We start from the raw sequence: 19,111 nt of genomic DNA on the forward strand, positions 1-19,111 counted from the left end.
CATGCTTTCCAACCCTAATATCGATCTGGTCTCGCGCTTTCTTCGCCTGCCGCTTGAACAACGTCAGCAGTTTTATCAGCGCCTGCAAGCGCGTGGCATGAGCTTCGCGCAACTGCCGATTGCCCCGACCCGCCACGAGGTCCAGGCACTGCCCTTGTCTTACGCTCAGGAACGCCAGTGGTTCCTCTGGCAGTTGGACCCTGACAGCGCCACCTATCACATCCCTGGCGCGCTGCGCCTGCAAGGCCAGTTGGACCTGGTGGCGCTGCAACACAGTTTCGACCGTTTGGTGGCGCGCCACGAAAGCCTGCGTACCCGCTTGGTGCAGGACGGTGAGCAGTTGTTGCAGGCCGTGATGCCTGAGGCTCGCATCGAAATCGTGCAGGTGCGTACAGACGAACAGCACGTGATGGCGCAGGTGGAAGCCGAGGTCGCGCGGCCTTTCGATCTACTCCAGGCGCCGCTATTGCGCGTGACACTGCTGCAACTGGCCGACGATGAGCATGTGCTGGTGATGGTGCAGCACCACATCATTTCCGATGGCTGGTCGATGCAGGTCATGGTCGATGAGCTCGTGCAGCTCTATGCCGCCTGCAGCCAGGGCCTAACCCTGAAATTGCCGGACCTGCCGATCCAGTATGCTGACTACGCCCTGTGGCAGCGCGGCTGGATGGAAGCGGGCGAGAAAGCCCGTCAATTGGCTTACTGGCAGGCACTGCTGGGCGGCGAGCAACCCGTGCTGGAATTGCCCCTCGACCACCCGCGACCGGCGCAACAAAGCCATCGCGGCGCCAGCTTGCAGGTAGATTTGCCACCGGCATTGGTCAGCGGTATCAAGCGCCTTGCGCAGCAAGAGGGCGCGACCCCGTTCATGTTGTTGCTGGCTGCGTTCCAGACCTTGCTCTATCGCTACAGCGGGCAGTCGGATATCCGCGTCGGCGTGCCGATTGCCAACCGCAACCGTGTCGAGACGGAGCGGTTGATCGGCTTTTTCGTCAACACCCAGGTGCTCAAAGCCGACCTTGACGGGCAGATGAGTTTCGTCGAACTGCTGCAGCAGACCAAGCGTCGCTCGCTGGAAGCCCAGGCGCATCAGGACCTGCCCTTTGAACAACTGGTGGTGGCGTTGCAGCCCGAGCGCAGCCTGAGCCACAACCCATTGTTCCAGGTGATGTTCAACCACCAGACCGACGCCCAGGGCGGTCGCGAGGGCCAGCAATTGCCCGGTCTGCGCGTCTCGGAATTGGACTGGGACAGCCAGACCACGCACTTCGACCTGAGCCTGGACACCCATGAATCCGTAGAAGGCATTTGGGCGGCACTGACCTACGCCACCGACCTGTTCAACGCTGCAACGATAGAGCGTCTGGCTCAGCACTGGCAGAACCTGCTGAGCGCGGTGGTGAGTGCACCTCACAGCCGCCTCAGTGATGTCGTGATGCTCGGCGCGGCCGAACACGCGGTGGTCCTTGAGGATTGGAACGCGCCGGCTACCGGTATCGAACTGCACGCGGTGCACCAGTTGTTTGAGGCTCAGGCCCAGCAGAACCCTGAGCGTCAGGCGTTGGCGCTGGATGAGCAGGCCATCAGCTATGGCCAATTGAACCGTCAGGCCAACCGCCTGGCCCACTACTTGATCGCCCAGGGCGTCGGGCCGGACGTGCTGGTGGGCATTGCTGTGGAACGCTCGTTTGCCATGGTGGTGAGCCTGCTGGCGGTGCTCAAGGCAGGCGGCGCCTACGTGCCTCTCGACCCTCAATACCCGCGTGAGCGCCTGGCACACATGCTCGAAGACAGCGGCGTACGCCTGGTGTTGACCCAGTCGTCACTGCGTGAACGCCTGCCAATGGCTGAGCAGCTGTTGGCCCTGGACATCGATTTGGCTGATCCGCAACTGGCGCAGTGCGCCGAGTACAACCCGGGGCTCGACTTCGAGTCGCGCAGCCTGGCGTACGTTATTTACACCTCGGGCTCTACCGGTAAACCCAAAGGCGTGGCCATCGACCATGGCGCCTTGAGTGAGTTCGCGCGCATGGCCGCCGACTACTCGTGCCTGACCCCGGATGACCGGGTATTGCAGTTCGCGACCCTGAACTTCGACGGTTTCGTCGAGCAGTTGTACCCGGCGCTGACCCTCGGAGCCACCGTGGTTTTGCGTGGCCCGCAGCTGTGGGACGGCGCCGAGCTGTACCGGCAGATTATCGCTCAGGGCATCACCCTGGCCGACTTGCCCACGGCCTACTGGAAACTGTTCTTGCAGGATTGCCTGGTGGCCGGCTCGCGCACTTACGGTGCGCTGCGCCAGGTGCATATCGGCGGCGAAGCCATGCCGTTGGACGGCCCGGCGCTGTGGCGTCACGCGGGGCTTGGGCATGTACGCCTGCTCAATACTTACGGGCCTACCGAGGCGACCGTAGTGTCCAGTGTGTTGGACTGCAGCGACGCCACCACCGTGATCGGTGCCAGCGCCAGCCCTATCGGCCACGCGCTGGCGGGGCGTGGTCTGTATGTGCTCGATCGCGATTTGAACCTGCTGCCGGCCGGTGCCGTGGGTGAGCTGTATATCGCCAGTGAAAGCGGCCTGGCGCGTGCTTATCTGCAGCAACCTGCGCTGACCGCAGAACGTTTTGTGGCCGACCCATTCGGCCGCTCGGGCCAGCGTCTGTACCGCACCGGTGACCTGGCACGCTGTCGCGCCGATGGGGTGATTGAGTACGTGGGGCGGGTTGACCATCAAGTAAAAATCCGTGGTTTCCGTATCGAGTTGGGTGAAATCGAAGCGCTGCTGCTGGCCCAGGCCGGCGTGCGCGAAACGCTGTTGCTGGCGGCTGACAATCAACTGCTGGCCTATGTGGTGCCGACGCAACCGCTGGCCGAGCAAGAACAGTTGGCTGCCGGTGAGCAACTCAAGGCCAGCCTGCGCGAGCAATTGCCGGATTACATGGTGCCGGCGCACCTGATCTTCCTCGCGCGCATGCCGTTGAACCCCAATGGCAAGCTGGACCGCCAGGCCTTGCCCAAACCCGATGCCACGTCGGCGCAAGCCGATTGGCAAGCGCCGGTTACCGCCCTGCAACAGCAGGTTGCGGCGATCTGGGCCGACATCCTGGGCACCGAGCGGGTCGGGCTGACTCAGCACTTCTTCGAGCTGGGCGGGCATTCGTTACTGGCGATGCAGGTGGTCTCGCGCCTTCGGCAGGCGCTGAACCTGGAAGTGCCGCTCAAGGCTCTGTTCGAGCAGCCGCGCCTGGACGGTTTTGTCGCCGCTATTGAAGCCCATTCCCCGAACGCGCCAAAGGCGCCGGCGCTGGTGCCGGTGGGGCGTGATCAGCCGCTGCCTTTATCGTATGCCCAGGAGCGTCAGTGGTTCCTCTGGCAACTGGAGCCGCAAAGCGCTGCGTATCACGTGCCCAGCGCTTTGCGCCTGAAAGGGCAGTTGGACACGGCGGCGCTGCAGCGCAGTTTCAACACGTTGCTGGCACGGCATGAAAGCCTGCGCACGCATGTGCGCCAGACCCACGACGGCGCGGTGCAGGTGATTGACCCGCTGGCGTCGGTACAGATCGTGTGCGGCGACGTCGAGGAAGCTCAACTCAAGGCGCGCGTAGAAGCTGAAATCGCCCAGCCGTTCGACCTGCAACAGGGGCCGTTGCTGCGCGTGACGCTGCTGCGTCTGGCTGCTGACGAACATGTGCTGGTGCTGGTTCAGCATCACATCGTGTCCGATGGTTGGTCGATGCAGCGGGTGGTGGAGGAACTGGTACAACTTTACGCCGCATACAGCCAAGGGCAGGGCGTGCAATTGCCGGCGTTGCCGATTCAATACGCTGACTACGCCGTGTGGCAACGCAACTGGATGGACGCGGGGGAGAAAGCGCGCCAACTGGCGTACTGGCGCGAGGTACTGGGCGGTGAGCAGAGTGTGCTGGAGTTGCCCTTCGACCACCCACGCCCGGCCGTGCAGAGCCATCGTGGCGCACGCCTGCCTATCGAGCTGGCGCCGACACTTGCCCATGACCTCAAGGCATTGGCCCAGCAGCAAGGTGTGACGCTGTTCATGCTGTTGCTGGCGTCGTTCCAGACCTTGCTGCACCGCTACAGTGGCCAGGAAGAAATCCGCGTCGGCGTGCCGATTGCCAACCGCAATCGCAGCGAGACCGAGCGCCTGATTGGCTTCTTCGTTAACACGCAAGTGCTCAAGGCCGACCTGCATGGCCAGATGAGCGTCGAGCAGTTATTGCAGCACACGCGCCAGCGCGCGCTGGATGCCCAGGCGCATCAGGACCTGCCGTTCGAGCAACTGGTCGAAGCCTTGCAACCGGAGCGCAGCCTGAGCCACAACCCGTTGTTCCAGGTGATGTTCAACCACCAGACCGATGTCGGCCAGGCCCAGGTCCAGCACCAACTGCCGCAGTTGCGGGTAGAAGGACTGGACTGGGAGAGCAAGACTGCGCACTTCGATCTGGACCTGGATATTCAGGAATCCAACGAGGGTATCTGGGCCACGCTGGGGTATGCCCAGGATTTGTTTGAGGCCGGCACCGTGCAACGTATGGCTCGCCATTGGCAGAACCTGTTGCAGGGCATGGTCGCCAACCCGCAGCAAAGCCTCAGCCAATTGCCGCTGTTGGACAGTGCCGAGCAGCAACAGATTCTGCACCTGTGGAACTGCGCCGATTCGGGCTTCTCGGCCAAGCGCCTGGTACACGAATTGGTCGCCGACCGTGCGCGGGAAAACCCGAATGCCGTGGCAGTGAAATTCGATTTGCAGACCCTGACGTATGGTGAACTCGATGGCCAGGCCAACCGCCTGGCGCATGCGTTGATCGCCCGAGGTGTGGGGCCGGAAGTGCGCGTGGCCATCGCCATGCCGCGCAGTGCCGAGATCATGGTGGCGTTTCTGGCGGTGATGAAATCCGGTGGCGTCTACGTACCGTTGGACGTGGAATACCCGCGCGATCGCCTGTTGTACATGATGCAAGACAGCCGCGCCAAACTGTTGCTGACGCATTCGGCGGTGCAGCAGCGATTGCCGATTCCCGAAGGCCTGGAAGCACTTGCCGTTGATCAGACCGAAGCCTGGGCCGACGCTGACGACAGCGCTCCACAGGTTGTACTGGACGGCGACAACCTCGCCTACGTGATTTATACCTCCGGTTCCACCGGCATGCCGAAGGGCGTGGCGGTGTCCCACGGTCCGTTGGTGGCGCATATCATTGCGACCGGCGAGCGCTACGAAACCAGCCCGGCGGATTGCGAACTGCACTTCATGTCGTTTGCCTTCGATGGCTCCCACGAAGGCTGGATGCACCCGCTGATCAACGGCGCCAGCGTACTGATTCGCGACGACAGCCTGTGGCTGCCGGAATACACCTACGCCCAAATGCATCGCCACAACGTGACGATGGCCGTGTTCCCGCCCGTTTATCTGCAGCAACTGGCCGAGCACGCCGAGCGCGACGGCAACCCACCCGCAGTGCGCGTCTATTGCTTTGGCGGTGACGCGGTGGCGCAGGCCAGCTATGACCTGGCCTGGCGTGCGCTGAAACCAACCTACTTGTTCAATGGCTACGGCCCGACCGAAACCGTGGTGACGCCGCTGCTGTGGAAGGCCCGCAGGGGTGACCCTTGCGGCGCCGTCTACGCACCGATTGGTACGTTGTTGGGCAACCGCAGCGGTTACGTATTGGACGCGCAGCTCAACCTGCAACCCATCGGCGTCGCGGGTGAGTTGTACCTCGGCGGCGAAGGCGTCGCCCGAGGTTACCTGGAGCGCCCGGCACTGACCGCCGAGCGTTTCGTACCGGACCCGTTCGGCAAACCCGGCAGCCGTGTGTACCGCAGCGGCGACTTGACCCGTGGTCGCCCGGATGGCGTGGTGGACTACCTGGGCCGTGTCGACCATCAGGTGAAGATCCGTGGTTTCCGTATCGAATTGGGTGAAATCGAAGCCCGTCTGCGCGAGCAGGACAGTGTCGGTGAAACCGTGGTGGTGGCTCAGGAGGGCCCATCCGGCAAGCAATTGGTCGCCTATGTGGTGCCGTTGGACCCGGCGCTGATCGACGACGCCGTGGCGCAATCGAACGGCCGCGAAGCGCTGCGCCGCGCCTTGAAAACCCGCCTGCCGGATTACATGGTGCCCACGCACCTGATGTTCCTGCCACGCATGCCGCTGACCCCCAACGGCAAGCTGGACCGCAAAGGCTTGCCGTTGCCGGACGTGAGCCAGATGCAGCAAGTGTATGTCGCGCCACAGAGTGACCTGGAGCAGAAAATCGCTGCGATCTGGTCCGACGTGCTGCGCCTGCCGCGCGTTGGCTTGCATGACAACTTCTTCGAACTGGGCGGCGACTCGATCATTTCGATCCAGGTGGTCAGCCGCGCCCGCCAAGCGGGTGTGCGCTTCACGCCCAAGGACCTGTTCCAGCACCAGACGGTGCAGAGCCTGGCGGCCGTCGCCCGGGAAGGTGAGGGCGCAGTGGTGCTGGATCAGTCGGCGCTGACCGGCGAGTTATTGTTGCTGCCGATCCAGCACGCGTTTTTTGCCGACGACATCCCGCAGCGCGAGCACTGGAACCAGTCGGTGGTGCTGCAGCCGCACCAACGGTTGGAGGTGCCTTTGCTGTTGGCAGCACTTGAGGCGTTGATCGTGCATCACGACGCCCTGCGCACCAGGTTTGTCCAAGGTGCAGACGGCTGGCATGCGGTGTATCGAACTGCACAGCAGCATCAGGCCGAACAGGTGCTGTGGCAGACCACGCTGAACACCGTCGAAGAGCTTGAGGCCCTGGGCGAAGAAGCCCAGCGCAGTCTCGACCTGAGCCAAGGCCCGTTGCTGCGCGCAGTGCTGGTGGGCATGGCCGACGGCTCGCAACGCTTATTGTTGGTGATCCATCACTTGGTGGTGGACGGTGTGTCCTGGCGCATCCTGTTGGAAGACCTGCAAACCGCTTACCGCCAACTGATCGAAGGCGTCAGCGTGGTGCTGCCGGCCAAGACCAGTTCCACCCGCGCCTGGGCCGAGCGTTTGCAAGCGTACGCCGGCACTGCGGCACTGGCCGAGGAGTTGGCGTGGTGGCAGACGCAGTTGCGGGGCAGCCGCACTGGTTTGCCGGGCGCTGACCCACAGGCCAGTGTCAGTAACCGGCATGCCCTGAGCGTGACGACGCACTTGGATCAAGGGTTTACCCGGCGCTTGTTGCAAGACGCTCCAAGTGCCTACCGGACCCAGATCAATGACGTGCTGCTGACCGCTTTGGCGCGCGTTATTGTGCGCTGGACCGGTGATGCGTCGATGCTGATCCGCCTGGAAGGCCACGGCCGTGAAGACCTGTTCGACGAGATCGACCTGACTCGCACCGTCGGGTGGTTTACCAGCCTTTATCCATTGCAATTGGCACCGACCGACTCCCTAGCGGGTTCGCTCAAACAGATCAAGGAACAGCTGCGCGCGGTGCCGGACAAAGGCCTGGGTTTTGGCGCCTTGCGTTACCTGGGCAGTGCCGAGGCGCAACAGGCATTGGCGGGTCTGCCGCGCCCGCGTATCACGTTCAATTACCTGGGACAGTTCGACGCCAGCTTCGAGAGCGGCGAACAGGAGGGCTTGTTCGCGCCTTCCGGTGACGCCAGTGGCGCCGAACAAAGCCTTGATGCGCCGCTGGGCAACTGGTTGGAAATCAATGGCCAGGTGTACGGCGGCGAGCTGAAGTTGAACTGGAGTTTCAGCCAGGCCATGTTCGCCCAAGCAACCGTGCAACAGCTGGCTGATGAGTACGCGTTGGAACTCAAAGCCTTGATCGAACACTGCTGTGCTGCGGCCAATCAGGGCGTGACGCCGTCGGACTTCCCGCTGGCGCGCCTGTCGCAAGTTCAACTGGATGCGTTGCCGCTTGCCGTTTCTGAGGTTGAAGACCTGTACCCGTTGTCGCCGATGCAGCAAGGTATGTTGTTCCAGTCGTTGTATGGCGAAGGGTCGGGCGATTACATCAACCAGATGCGCATCGATGTGGACGGTTTGGATGTACCGCGCTTCCGCCAGGCCTGGCAGGCGGCGGTTGACCGGCATGAAATCCTGCGCAGCGGCTTCCTCTGGCAGACGGATGTGGAGCAACCGTTGCAGGTGGTCTACAAGCAGCGACGAATGCCGCTTGAGGTGCTTGATTGGCAGGACCGCGCCGATTGCCCTACGGCCCTCGACAGCCTGGCCGAATCGGCACGCGCCCAGGGATTTGTAGTGGAGCAGGCGCCGCTGTTGAGCCTGTCGGTGATACGCACGGGTGCGTCGAGTTACCACTTGATCTACACCAATCACCACATCCTGATGGATGGCTGGAGTGGTTCGCAGCTGTTTGGTGAGGTGTTGCAACACTATGCCGGCGAGCCGCTGTCTGCACCGACGGGGCGTTACCGCGACTACATTGCCTGGTTGCAGGCGCAGGACAAGGCCGTCAGTGAAGCCTTCTGGAAAGCTCAACTGGTTAATCTGCAGGCGCCTACGCGTCTGGCACCTGGCCCGTCTAACGATGAGCCTGCTGCGGTGGCGGCCAATGGCGAACATCGCCTGAGCTTTGACGCCGCTCACACCGAACGCCTCAAAGCGTTCGCGCAAAGCAACAAGGTTACCCTCAATACCTTGGTGCAAGCTGCCTGGTTATTGCTCCTGCAACATCACACCGGGCAGGCCACCGTGGCCTTCGGCGCCACCGTGGCGGGTCGCCCGGCCGAGCTGCGCGGTATCGAGCAGCAAGTCGGTTTGTTCATCAACACGCTGCCTGTGGTGGCCACACCTGAAGCGCAGCTGTCGGTCAGCCAGTGGCTGCAACAGATCCAGGCGCAGAACGTGCGCTTGCGCGAGCAGGAACACACGCCGCTGTTCTAGATCCAGCGCTGGGCCGGGTTGGGTGGCGAGGCGCTGTTCGACAGCATCCTGGTATTCGAGAACTACCCGGTTTCGGAGGCGTTGGAGCAAGGCGCTCCGTCGGGCCTGCGCTTTGGTGCGGTGCACAGCCTGGAGCAGACGCACTATCCGTTGACCGTTTTGCTGGGCATGGGCGACAGCCTCGGGCTTGAGTTCAACTATGACCGTCAGGCCTTCAGCGCCGCACATATCCAGCGCTTGGCCGAGCACTTCCAGCAGTTATTGAATGCCTTGATCGTCGATGCCGACCAACGCCTGGCCGCACTGCCGTCCGTGACCCAGGCCGAGCGTGAGACGTTGCTGGCCTGGAACGCCACGGCTCAGACTTACCCGCTGCATCAGGGCGTGCATCAGTTGATTGAGGCCCAGGTGCTACGTACGCCGCACGCCCCGGCCCTGGCCTTTGCCGGGCAGCAGTTGAGCTACGCCGAACTTAACCGTCGTGCCAACCGCCTGGCGCATCGTTTAGTGGCGGCGGGTGTCGGGCCGGACGTGCTGGTGGGGCTGGCGGTGGAGCGCTCCATCGAGCTGGTCGTCGGCCTGTTGGCCGTGCTCAAGGCCGGCGGCGCCTATGTGCCGCTGGACCCGGAATACCCGCGTGACCGACTCAGCTACATGCTGCAAGACAGCGGCGTGAATCTGCTGCTGACCCAGGCACATTTGTTGGCGCAACTGCCGCTCCCGACAGGCGTGCAAAGCCTGGTGCTGGAGACCGGCGAAGCATGGCTTGAAGGTTACAGCGAGCACAATCCTGATGTCGCAGTGGATGGCGAGAACCTGGCGTATGTGATCTACACCTCGGGCTCGACCGGGCAGCCCAAGGGCGCTGGCAATCGGCATTCGGCACTGACCAATCGACTCTGCTGGATGCAGCAGGCATACAGCCTGGATGGCGGCGATACGGTGCTGCAGAAAACCCCGTTCAGTTTTGACGTGTCGGTGTGGGAGTTCTTCTGGCCACTGATGACCGGCGCGCGCCTGGTGGTGGCGGCGCCGGGGGATCATCGCGATCCGGCCCGGTTGGTCAGCTTGATCAACGACGAGCAGGTCACCACGCTGCACTTTGTGCCGTCCATGCTGCAAGCCTTCTTGCAGGACACGGCGGTCGGCTCTTGCCAGAGCCTGCAACGCATTGTGTGCAGCGGCGAAGCATTGCCGGTCGACGCGCAGCAACAGGTTTTTGCCAAGCTGCCCGCTGCCCGGTTGTACAACCTGTACGGGCCGACGGAAGCCGCGATTGATGTGACCCACTGGACCTGTGTCGAGGAAGGCAGTGATGCCGTGCCGATTGGCCGGCCCATCGCCAACCTGGGCTGCTACGTGCTGGACGGCAACCTGGAGCCGGCGCCGGTGGGCGTGTTGGGCGAGTTGTACCTGGGCGGTATTGGCCTGGCGCGGGGTTATCACCGTCGGCCGGCGTTGACCGCTGAACGTTTTGTGACTGACCCCTTCGGCAGTGGAGAGCGGCTGTACCGCACTGGCGACCTGGCGCGCTATCGCGACGACGGTGTGATCGAGTACGCGGGCCGCATCGACCATCAGGTCAAACTGCGTGGGCTGCGCATCGAGTTGGGTGAAATCGAGGCGCGTCTGCTGGAGCATGAGTGCGTGCGTGAAGCGGCCGTGCTGGCCGTGGACGGCACGCATTTGGTGGGTTACGTGGTATTGCAGGCGCCGAGTGAGGATTGGAAAACCGTGGTCGGCACGCACTTGTCCGCGCACTTGCCGGACTACATGGTACCCGCGCAGTGGGTCGTGCTTGAGCAGATGCCGCTGAGCCCGAATGGCAAACTGGATCGCAAGGCGCTGCCCAAGCCTGAAGCCAACGGCGCAGAGCAATACCAGGCGCCGCACAGCGAGATTGAGCAACAGGTAGCAGCGATCTGGAGCGAGGTGCTGGGTGTTGAGCGGGTGGGGTTGAATGACAACTTCTTCGAGTTGGGCGGCCACTCCTTGCGCGTGCTGTTGCTCAAGGAACGCATCCGGCAGGTCAGCGGGGTCAACCTGTCTGTCAGCCAATTGATGCTCAACCCAACTGTGCGCGGGCAGGTTAATTGCCTGCAGGGTGATGCGCGCAGCGAGTTGATCGTCAAGCTCAACAGCCAGACCCAGGGTACGCCGCTGTTCATGTTCCACCCAAGCTTTGGTTCGGTGCATTGCTACACCGCGATCGCCCTGGCGCTGCGCGAGCAACGCCCGGTGTACGGGGTGATCTGCCGTGCGCTGGTGGAAGAGGGCGCGTCGGTGCCTGAGTGGCAGGCGATGGTTGATGATTACGCCGCGCAATTATTGGCAGCACAGCCACAGGGTGCCTATCGCCTGGCCGGTTGGTCGCTGGGCGGCAACCTGGCGATGGAAGTCGCCTACGCGCTGGAGCAAGCAGGGCGTGAGGTAGAGTTTGTCGGCTGGATCGATTCGGCGCCGCCGCAGTGGCTCAAGCCGTATTGGGACGCGGTGATCATCGAGGAGGGGCGCGAGGCATCCGCCAATGAACGCCGTGCGGCGTTGCTTGGGGTCATGTTCCCGGCGTTTGCCGAGCAGATTGAGGGTGCGTGGCAGGAGTGCCTGCGTCAGGCAGCGGATGAAGACGGGCAATGGCATGCGTTCGTGACTTGGGCAGAGCAACATTTGGGTGAAGGTTTTACCAGCATCAAGGAAGAGTTGCTGCGTGGCAACGAGGCGCAGATTTCCTGGGAGGTTGACCGTGCGTTGAGCGAACGCCTGGAAGCGGCGGACTTCAAGCCGATCCAGGCGCCGGTCAGTTGCTGGTGGGCCTCGTTGAGCCGCGCGGGGCAGTTCAAAAACCTGATCGAACAGAACATGGCGAAGGTGATTGGGCAGGGGCGCATCGAGCGTTCGGTGATGATCGACACCGATCATGACGGCATTATCGACAGCGCCGCGTTCATCAACAGCCTGGTGGCCGCCATGGAGTAAGGAGGGCAACGTACGAATCAACCCGGATCATTGATCCGGGTTTTTTTGTGCTGGATTTCAGGTCGGGCAGGCATGCTTTTCTGTGGGAGCTGGCTTGCCTGCGATGCATGCACCTCGGAGTATCAGGCACCCAGTCGATGCCATCGCAGGCAAGCCAGCTCTCACAGTTGACCGAGCATGGCCTTAATACACAGGCATAAAAAAGCCCGATGAGAGCGGCGCTTTCATCGGGCGTTGGGTTGATCGCCTGGGGCGATCAGTGCATTTAATCAGAAGTCCCAGCGAGTACTGAACATCACGTTACGCGGCTCGCCATAGGCTGCCGAGTTATAAAAGCCCACGTTAGTGTAGTAGGTGGTGTCGAAGATATTGTTGAGGTTGACGGTCGCCGAGAGGTTCTTGGTGACCTGGTAGCGGGTCATCAGGTCGACCACTGTATAGGACGACTGGGTGATGTCCTGGTTTTTATTGAGCGGCTGGTTCCAGATCTCATTCCAGGCCTTGGTTTGCCAGCGTACACCGCCACCGACGGTGAACTTGTCCAGAGCGCCCTTGAGTTTGTAGGTGGTGTTCAGGTTGACCTGATGCTCTGGCTCGAAGGTGGAGATTTTCTTGCCGTCTTCGTCGCGTACGATTTTGTGGGTGTAACCGCCCTGCAGTTGCCAGCCTGGGCTCAACTCACCGGAGATCTCTGCTTCGTAGCCTTTGGTGACGGCCTTGGAGCCCTTGAACGCATAGTTTTCCGGGGAAGGCGATTGGTTGTTGTAGGCATCGTCCGGAATAGCGCGATTGGTCTCATGCACCTCGAAATACGCAAGGCTGGTGTTCAAACGGCCTTCAAAGAACTCGCCCTTCAAGCCCACCTCGTAGTTTTGCCCTTCGTCCGGCTCCAGCAGCGTTTTGTTGCGATCTTTATAGGTGCTTTCCTGAGGTTGGAAAATATCGGTATAGCTGGTGTACACCGAGAAATTGTCGTTCAGGTCATAGATCACACCCGCGTACGGGATGAACCGTCCGGTTTCCTTGTAGGACGGGTTGTTGCCGGTGACGTGGTAGTTGGCAACGCGGCCACCGAGGATCACGTTCAGGTCATCCATCACGTTCAAGCGTGTGGTCACGTAGTAGCCGGTTTGACGAATGGTGTCGTCGGTGTACTGCTGGACCGGGCCGTAGATTGGTTTGGCGAGCTTGCCATTCCAGTTGTAGAAATCCACTTTGTTGCCGCCTGGCCAGTCCGGCGACCAATAGCCTTTGCCCTGCCAGCGCGAGGTGCCGATCGAGCCACCTACGACCAGTTCATGGTCACGACCGAACAGACTGAATGGCCCGGTGGCATACAGATCGGCCGAGGTGCTTTTGGTTTCTCCGGTGTATTTCTGCCCGTTGATCGACGCTGTGCCATCGGCTTGTGGTTCAACGAACTGGATCGAGCCGAGGTCGGCGTGGTAGCTGTTGATCTTATGGTCGAGTTGGAACTTGGTGACCCAGCCGTCGCCCAGGTCATGCTCGAGCATGGCAAAGGCGGTGCGGGTGTTTTGCTCCCATGAGCTCCAGGTGGTGCCGTTGTTGTAGGAGCGCGGCATCTTGTTGATGCTGCCGTCGTATTTCACCAACGGGAAGGAACCCGACCAACTGGTGCCTTGTGGAATGCTGTCCTGATAGTCGAAGCCCACGGTCAGCATGGTGTCGGGGGACAGGTCGAATTCGGTGATGCCGTAGTAGGTTTCGGTCTTGCGTGAGTAGTGGTCCATGAAGGAATTCTTGTCCTGGTACGCCGCCACTGCGCGACCACGGACATTCCCGCTGTCGGTCAACGGACCGCTGACGTCCACTTCGCTGCGGTAGTTGTCCCAGGAACCCGCACCCAGTTGCACGTGGCCTTTGAATTCCGAGGTCGGCTTCTTGCGAATCAGGTTGATGGTCGCGCCCAGGGAGCCGGCACCGTTGAGCAGGCCGGTGGCGCCCTTGAGAATTTCGACGCGGTCGTAGATCGCCATGTCGCTCAGGGTGTTACCTGCCGAATAGCCAACGTTGCGCACGGTGGACGGAATGCCGTCGTACTGGAAGCTGTTGACCGAAAAACCACGGGAATAGTAGTTGGTGCGGTCGCTGTCGTAGGCTGACACGGTGATGCCCGGCGTGTGACGCATCACGTCGTCGACGTTATTGAGGCCGAAGTCTTCGATGTGCTGGCGGGTGATCACCGTGATTGACTGCGGGGTTTGCCGTGGCGTCAGGGTCAAGCGGGTTGCCGTGGCAATGGTGCCCGGCGTATAGGAACCGGAATCCTCGGTGATGTTGCCCAAGGTATTGCCGGTTACCTCGGTCGGGCTCAATTCCAGCGCTGCGGATGTACCGGCAGCGGTCACGGTCAGCGAGTTGCCGTTGAAGCTGTGAGTGGTCTGAGTCCCGCCCAGCAACGTATCAATGGCCCGCTGCGGCTCCATCTTGCCCTTGACCGCACGGCTGCTTTTGCCCTGCACATCGCTTGGGCTGTACAGCACTTGCACATTGGTCTGGCGGCCAAATTCCTGCAAGGCGCTCCCCAGCGACTGTGCGGGAATATCCAGCTCGATCTCCTGTGCCTGCGCATAACCTGCAACCGGCAGCGATATCGCCAGGGCCAAGGCGCTCGGAAGAAGATTGATGTTCAGGGCCCGGCGCATGGATAGCGCTTTGCTCAGGGGGCTGAGACCGAGTCTTGCTGGCATGGATGCTTTCTCTTCTATGTTTAAGTGGGCAAGTTATAGGTATCTATTGAGTATTATTCTCATTACCACTAGTGAGACGTTCCTACTTGGAAAAACCGGAAAATAAATTTCAGGCCGGTTCCATTTCGTGCAGCACCTGGCCGGCGCGCAGGCGCACCAATTGGTCGGCGATGTCGAAATAGCGGTCGTCGTGGCTGATCACAATGATGGTTTTGCCCAGGCGCTTGAGGTCCGGCAGCAGCTCGGTGTAGAAAATCCGGCGGAAAGCCGGGTCCTGGTCGGCGGCCCATTCGTCGAACACCAGCACCGGGCGTTCTTCGAGCCAGGCGTTGACCAGTGCCAGGCGCTTGCGCTGGCCGGTGGACAGGTCGGTGGTGCTGAATACGCCGTCTTTCACGCTGACCTTGTGCGCGATTTCCAGGCGTTCCAGGTATTTGGCGGCGCTGTCCAGTGACTGTGTGGCGCTGCCCTGCACCAGGTCGTCGAACAGGTAGTAGTCGGAGAAGATCGTCGTGAAGAGTTGGCGATAGTCATCGCGCTCGGGGTCGGTGACGGCCTCGCCGTTCAGGCGAATCTCGCCCGCCTGGGGCGGATACAAGCCCAGCAGCAGTTTGATCAAGGTGGTCTTGCCGCTGCCGTTCTCGCCGACGATAAACACGATATCGCCTTGCTTGATGCTCAGGTTGATCGGCCCCAGGTGGAACGGTTCGCTGCCTTCAATCGCCGGTGGGCTGTAGCTCACGCCGCGCAGTTCCAGGCTGTTGACTACCGGTTTTGGCGCTTCGCTATCATCCATCAGCAGGTGCGGTTCGGGGGAGGAGAAGCGCTCCGACAGCTCGCTGATCCGGCCAAAGGCGATCTTCGCCTTGCCCACCACCGGCAAGTAGCCCAGCAGGTGTTCCAGCGGGCCCTTCATGTAGAGCAGCACCAGCACGAAGCCGGTGATCACGGTCGGGTCAGGGTTCGGATTGTAGGCCTGCATCGCCAGGGCCAGGCCGATTACCACGAAGAACAGCATCGAGCCGAACGTCTTGGCGAGGATATAAATGTTGACCGAACGCACTTGGATATCGCTGATGCGGTCGGCGGTTTCCTGGATGCGATGGGTATTCATGCGATAGCGCCGTGGGCGGTGCATGCGCAGTTCCTTGGCGCCGGAAGCGATCGCGTTGTAGTAGCGCTGCAATTCATCTTCATGGCTGCGCGCCAGGTCAAAGCCCTGGATGCCTTTGCCACCGGCAATGAATTGCACGGCGCTGCCGATGATGATCGCCACCACCATCATCAGGAACATCGGCACCGACAGGTAGGCTAGGTAGCCCAGGCAACCGAGGGTCACCGTGGCGGCGATGGCCAGTGGCGTGAAGGCGAAAGAAAAATCGCTGATGGTGTCGACGTCGTGGGTCAGCACCGGGATCAGTCGGTGCGAGCGGTAGCGCTCGATCTGGCCGATGGGTGCCGACAGCACTTTCTCGCCCAGATCCTTGCGCAGGGCAGCAATGATGCGTTGCCCGACATAGTTGGTGCCGATGTCGGAAATGATCGAGCTGATCAGCGCCAGTACGCACAGCGCCGCAAAGGTCAGGACCACGCCTTGGGTCATGCCGTTGACCGAATGCAGCGCGTTATTGATGGTGGCCAGCAGCAAGGTAATGGCCAGGCCGCCCACCATGCCGAGTGCGACGGAGATCGTCACGATGGTACGAAAGGGCCTGAGCAAGGCGAGCAGACCCTTGAAGGCGCTGCGTTTGGGGTCGGTCATAAGTACTTCCCGGAGAGTGAAAAGAGGGACTGGGCACACAGACCCTTACCCATGACAAACGAAGCGCCGGCGCGAGTATTTAGCTCGGCGTGCCCTTTGCGGGTGGCGCGGCATAAATTGCCGCGCAGCTGGTTCGTTCTTGTGCTGTAGGCGCACGTGCATCGACGCCGCGCGCAGTCCATTCAGCGAGAGCGAAACAATGACGAAAAAGAACCTGGTGTATGTGTGGTCCCTGCGAAATGCCGCCGCCGACAAGGCCGGGCAGCCGGTGGCCTACAAGGATCACGAGCGCTATATGAAGTCGGTGCTGGAGTTTCTGGTGGGTTCGCTGAACGACACGCCGTTGGGCGAGGCCTATAACCTGGTTGGCGTGGTGTATGACGATGACGAGCAGAACCCGCGCGACCAGCAATTGGTCAGCGATTACGGCTTTGCCTATAAACCAGGCCGCCAGTGGCTGTACCCGGCGGATCTGCAGGTGCAGGGACGGCTGGTCAACGACTTGTTATTGAGCGTGCCGTCCACCTACCGCCGTCTGCCACGCGGCAGTGCCGAGCACATTGCCGGCAAGCAGGATTTCGAGCGTCGCCTGCACGACACGCTGGTGGAATTGAAAGCCGATATCGTCGTGCTGGACGGTTTGCTGGTGATTCTGGATGAGCTGGTGCGTCCAGGTGCACCGTTTGCACGGCGCATCATGAACATTCACCCAGGCATTACCCGAATCGAATCGCCTTACGAACGCCGCGGCGCATACGCCACCTGGAATGCCTTGTACGGTGCGCGTGGGCAAACCGTGGTGGATTGGGCGACCAAGGCCACCACGCCGTCGGAACCGCTGTACCTCACCGGCGCTTCGTTCCACTACGTGGATAACGGCATCGATTCGGGTGAAGTGTTTCACGACGTGCTGAAAACCGAGATCTCGCCCGACGACACCATCCTCGAACTGCGCTGGAACAACTTTAACAACAGCCTGTTCCCGGCGTTGCACGAAGGCTTGGAGTTGTTGGCCAAGCAGGCCTGAGCACAGCCCTATTGGTACATACAGCACCAAAATGTGAGCAGGCTTGCCCGCGAAGGCGGCGGGCCTGTTGATACAGGGGTGACTGACAGACCGCTTTCGCAGGCAAGCCAGCTCCCACATTTGAACGGTGGCAGTCTTGGTATTCATGCACGGCCCTAAGCCCATCCGCTCCCAGCCATTCCCGCGAATTTTTACCTGATGTACGCAAGTCAAAATGTGGGAGCGGGCTTGCCCGCGAAGGCGGTGGCCCTGTTGATACAGGGGTGACTGACACACCGCTATCGCAGGCAAGCCAGCTCCCACATTTGAGCGGTGGCGGTCTTGGTATTCATGCACGGCCCTAAGCCCATCCGCTCCCAGCCATTCCCGCGAATTTTTACCTGATGTACGCAAGTCAAAATGTGGGAGCGGGCTTGCCCGCGAAGGTGGCGGCCCTGTTGATACAGGGGTGACTGACAGACCGCTATCGCAGGCAAGCCAGCTCCCACATTTGAGCGGTGGCGGTCTTGGTATTCATGCATGGCCCTAAGCCCATCCGCTCCCAGCCATTCCCGCGAATTTTTACCTGATGTACGCAAGTCAAATGTGGGAGCGGGCTTGCCCGCGAAGGCGGCGGCCCTGTTGATACAGGGGTGACTGACAGACCGCTATCGCATGCAAGCCAGCTCCCACATTTGAGCGGTGCGGTCTTGGTGTTTACGCACCACCCTAAGCCCTGCCGCCGCAACCATTGCCGCGAATTTTTACCTGGTGTACGCGAGGCAAAATGTGGGAGCGGGCTTGCCCGCGAAGGCGGCGGCCCTGTTGATACAGGGGTGACTGACAGACCGCTATCGCAGGCAAGCCAGCTGCCACCTGTGAACGGTGCCGCGCCTAAAGCTCGCGCACTACCCGAAAGCCAATCCAGTCGCCGCGCGTTTGCGGGTAGATGTTGTTGCGGTTGCCCGAGCGCGAAAACACGGGCGCTTCGCCCCAGTCGTTGCCGCGAATCTGGTAGCTCTCGCAGTTAGGTTCCACCCAGGCGCTGCCGTCGGTGGGGGCGCCGATGTAGTTGGGGTGCTCGCAGTCGGCGACCCGCTCATAGACATTGCCATGCATGTCGTACATGCCAAACGCATTCGGCGGGTAGCTGCCGACCGGCGAAGAGTAGCTGTAGCCATCCGCCGGGCCGTAGGTGTTGGCATGTTCGGCGATGCTGTAACCCTTGCCCTCATCGAAAGGAAACGGAAACGGTCCGGCGGTGCCGGCACGCGCCGCATATTCGCGCTGCGCTTCGCTGACCATCTGGTACGTCTGCCCGGTCTTTTTCGACAGCCAGGCCACGTAATGTTTGATGTCGTCCATGTCCATGCACACCGCCGGCTGGCGCGGCCCTTGTGGGTAGCGTGGCTTGCTGGCGACGCATTCGCGCCCAGGGCGGGTGTCGCCGTCGGCGATCTTGACGCCGGTCTGGCGGATATAGCTGTCCCATTCACCGGCGGTGATATGGAAACGGCTCATGGCGAAGGGTTTGGCGAAGGTCACCTCATGCATCGGGCCTTCGTCGGGCTCGCGGCCGACTTCGTCTTCCGGGGTACCCATGGTAAAGGTGCCGGCCGGCAGCACGACCATTTCCGGGCAGTCCTTGCAGTCTTTGAATACCTTGCCCGGTTGCGCGGTGGCGGCCTGGGCCAGGCCTGGCAACAGCGCGCCGCACAGGGCGGTCAGCGCCAGGGCAGTGAGGGGCTTGAGTCGGGATGGAGTCATGTGGGCATCTC

At 61.5% G+C, this 19,111-nt stretch carries 4 protein-coding genes and 1 pseudogene; 2 read left to right on the top strand and 3 right to left on the bottom strand.

The annotated features are described in order from the left end of the window. The first annotated feature begins 1 nt into the window (after nt 1). A pseudogene (locus tag AACW30_RS25190) lies at nt 2-11,854 on the top strand (non-ribosomal peptide synthase/polyketide synthase). A gap of 269 nt (nt 11,855-12,123) precedes the next feature. Here AACW30_RS25190 and AACW30_RS25195 read toward each other — a convergent pair. Continuing rightward, on the bottom strand, nt 12,124-14,565 hold the full coding sequence (locus AACW30_RS25195) for a TonB-dependent siderophore receptor (RefSeq protein ID WP_200623730.1): 2,442 nt from the start codon (nt 14,563-14,565) through the stop codon (nt 12,124-12,126). A gap of 109 nt (nt 14,566-14,674) precedes the next feature. Further along, nucleotides 14,675-16,327 (bottom strand): cyclic peptide export ABC transporter, encoded by a 1,653-nt coding sequence (locus AACW30_RS25200; RefSeq protein ID WP_106579725.1) that lies wholly within the window; start codon nt 16,325-16,327, stop codon nt 14,675-14,677. Between the two features lie 199 nt (nt 16,328-16,526). On the opposite strand from AACW30_RS25200, the gene AACW30_RS25205 reads away from it, so the two are divergent. Then, the gene (locus AACW30_RS25205; RefSeq protein ID WP_200623731.1) at nt 16,527-17,354 is read left to right on the top strand and encodes a N(5)-hydroxyornithine transformylase PvdF; all 828 of its coding nucleotides are present in this window, start codon (nt 16,527-16,529) and stop codon (nt 17,352-17,354) included. An 873-nt stretch (nt 17,355-18,227) separates the two neighbouring features. On the opposite strand, the gene pvdO is transcribed toward AACW30_RS25205, so the two are convergent. After that, on the bottom strand, nt 18,228-19,100 hold the full coding sequence (gene pvdO, locus AACW30_RS25210; RefSeq protein WP_179608429.1) for a dihydropyoverdine dehydrogenase: 873 nt from the start codon (nt 19,098-19,100) through the stop codon (nt 18,228-18,230). Nucleotides 19,101-19,111 lie beyond the last annotated feature (11 nt).

Origin of the sequence: Pseudomonas sp. MF6747 (genome assembly GCF_963890955.1) — a bacterium.
Taxonomy (GTDB): domain Bacteria; phylum Pseudomonadota; class Gammaproteobacteria; order Pseudomonadales; family Pseudomonadaceae; genus Aquipseudomonas.

What these genes read in the sequence shown, in the direction of transcription:
- AACW30_RS25195 (WP_200623730.1), bottom strand. Translation starts at nt 14,565, where the DNA reads ATGCCAGCAAGACTCGGTCTCAGCCCCCTGAGCAAAGCGCTATCCATG.
- pvdO (WP_179608429.1), bottom strand. Translation starts at nt 19,100, where the DNA reads ATGACTCCATCCCGACTCAAGCCCCTCACTGCCCTGGCGCTGACCGCC.
- AACW30_RS25205 (WP_200623731.1), top strand. Translation starts at nt 16,527, where the DNA reads ATGACGAAAAAGAACCTGGTGTATGTGTGGTCCCTGCGAAATGCCGCC.
- AACW30_RS25200 (WP_106579725.1), bottom strand. Translation starts at nt 16,327, where the DNA reads ATGACCGACCCCAAACGCAGCGCCTTCAAGGGTCTGCTCGCCTTGCTC.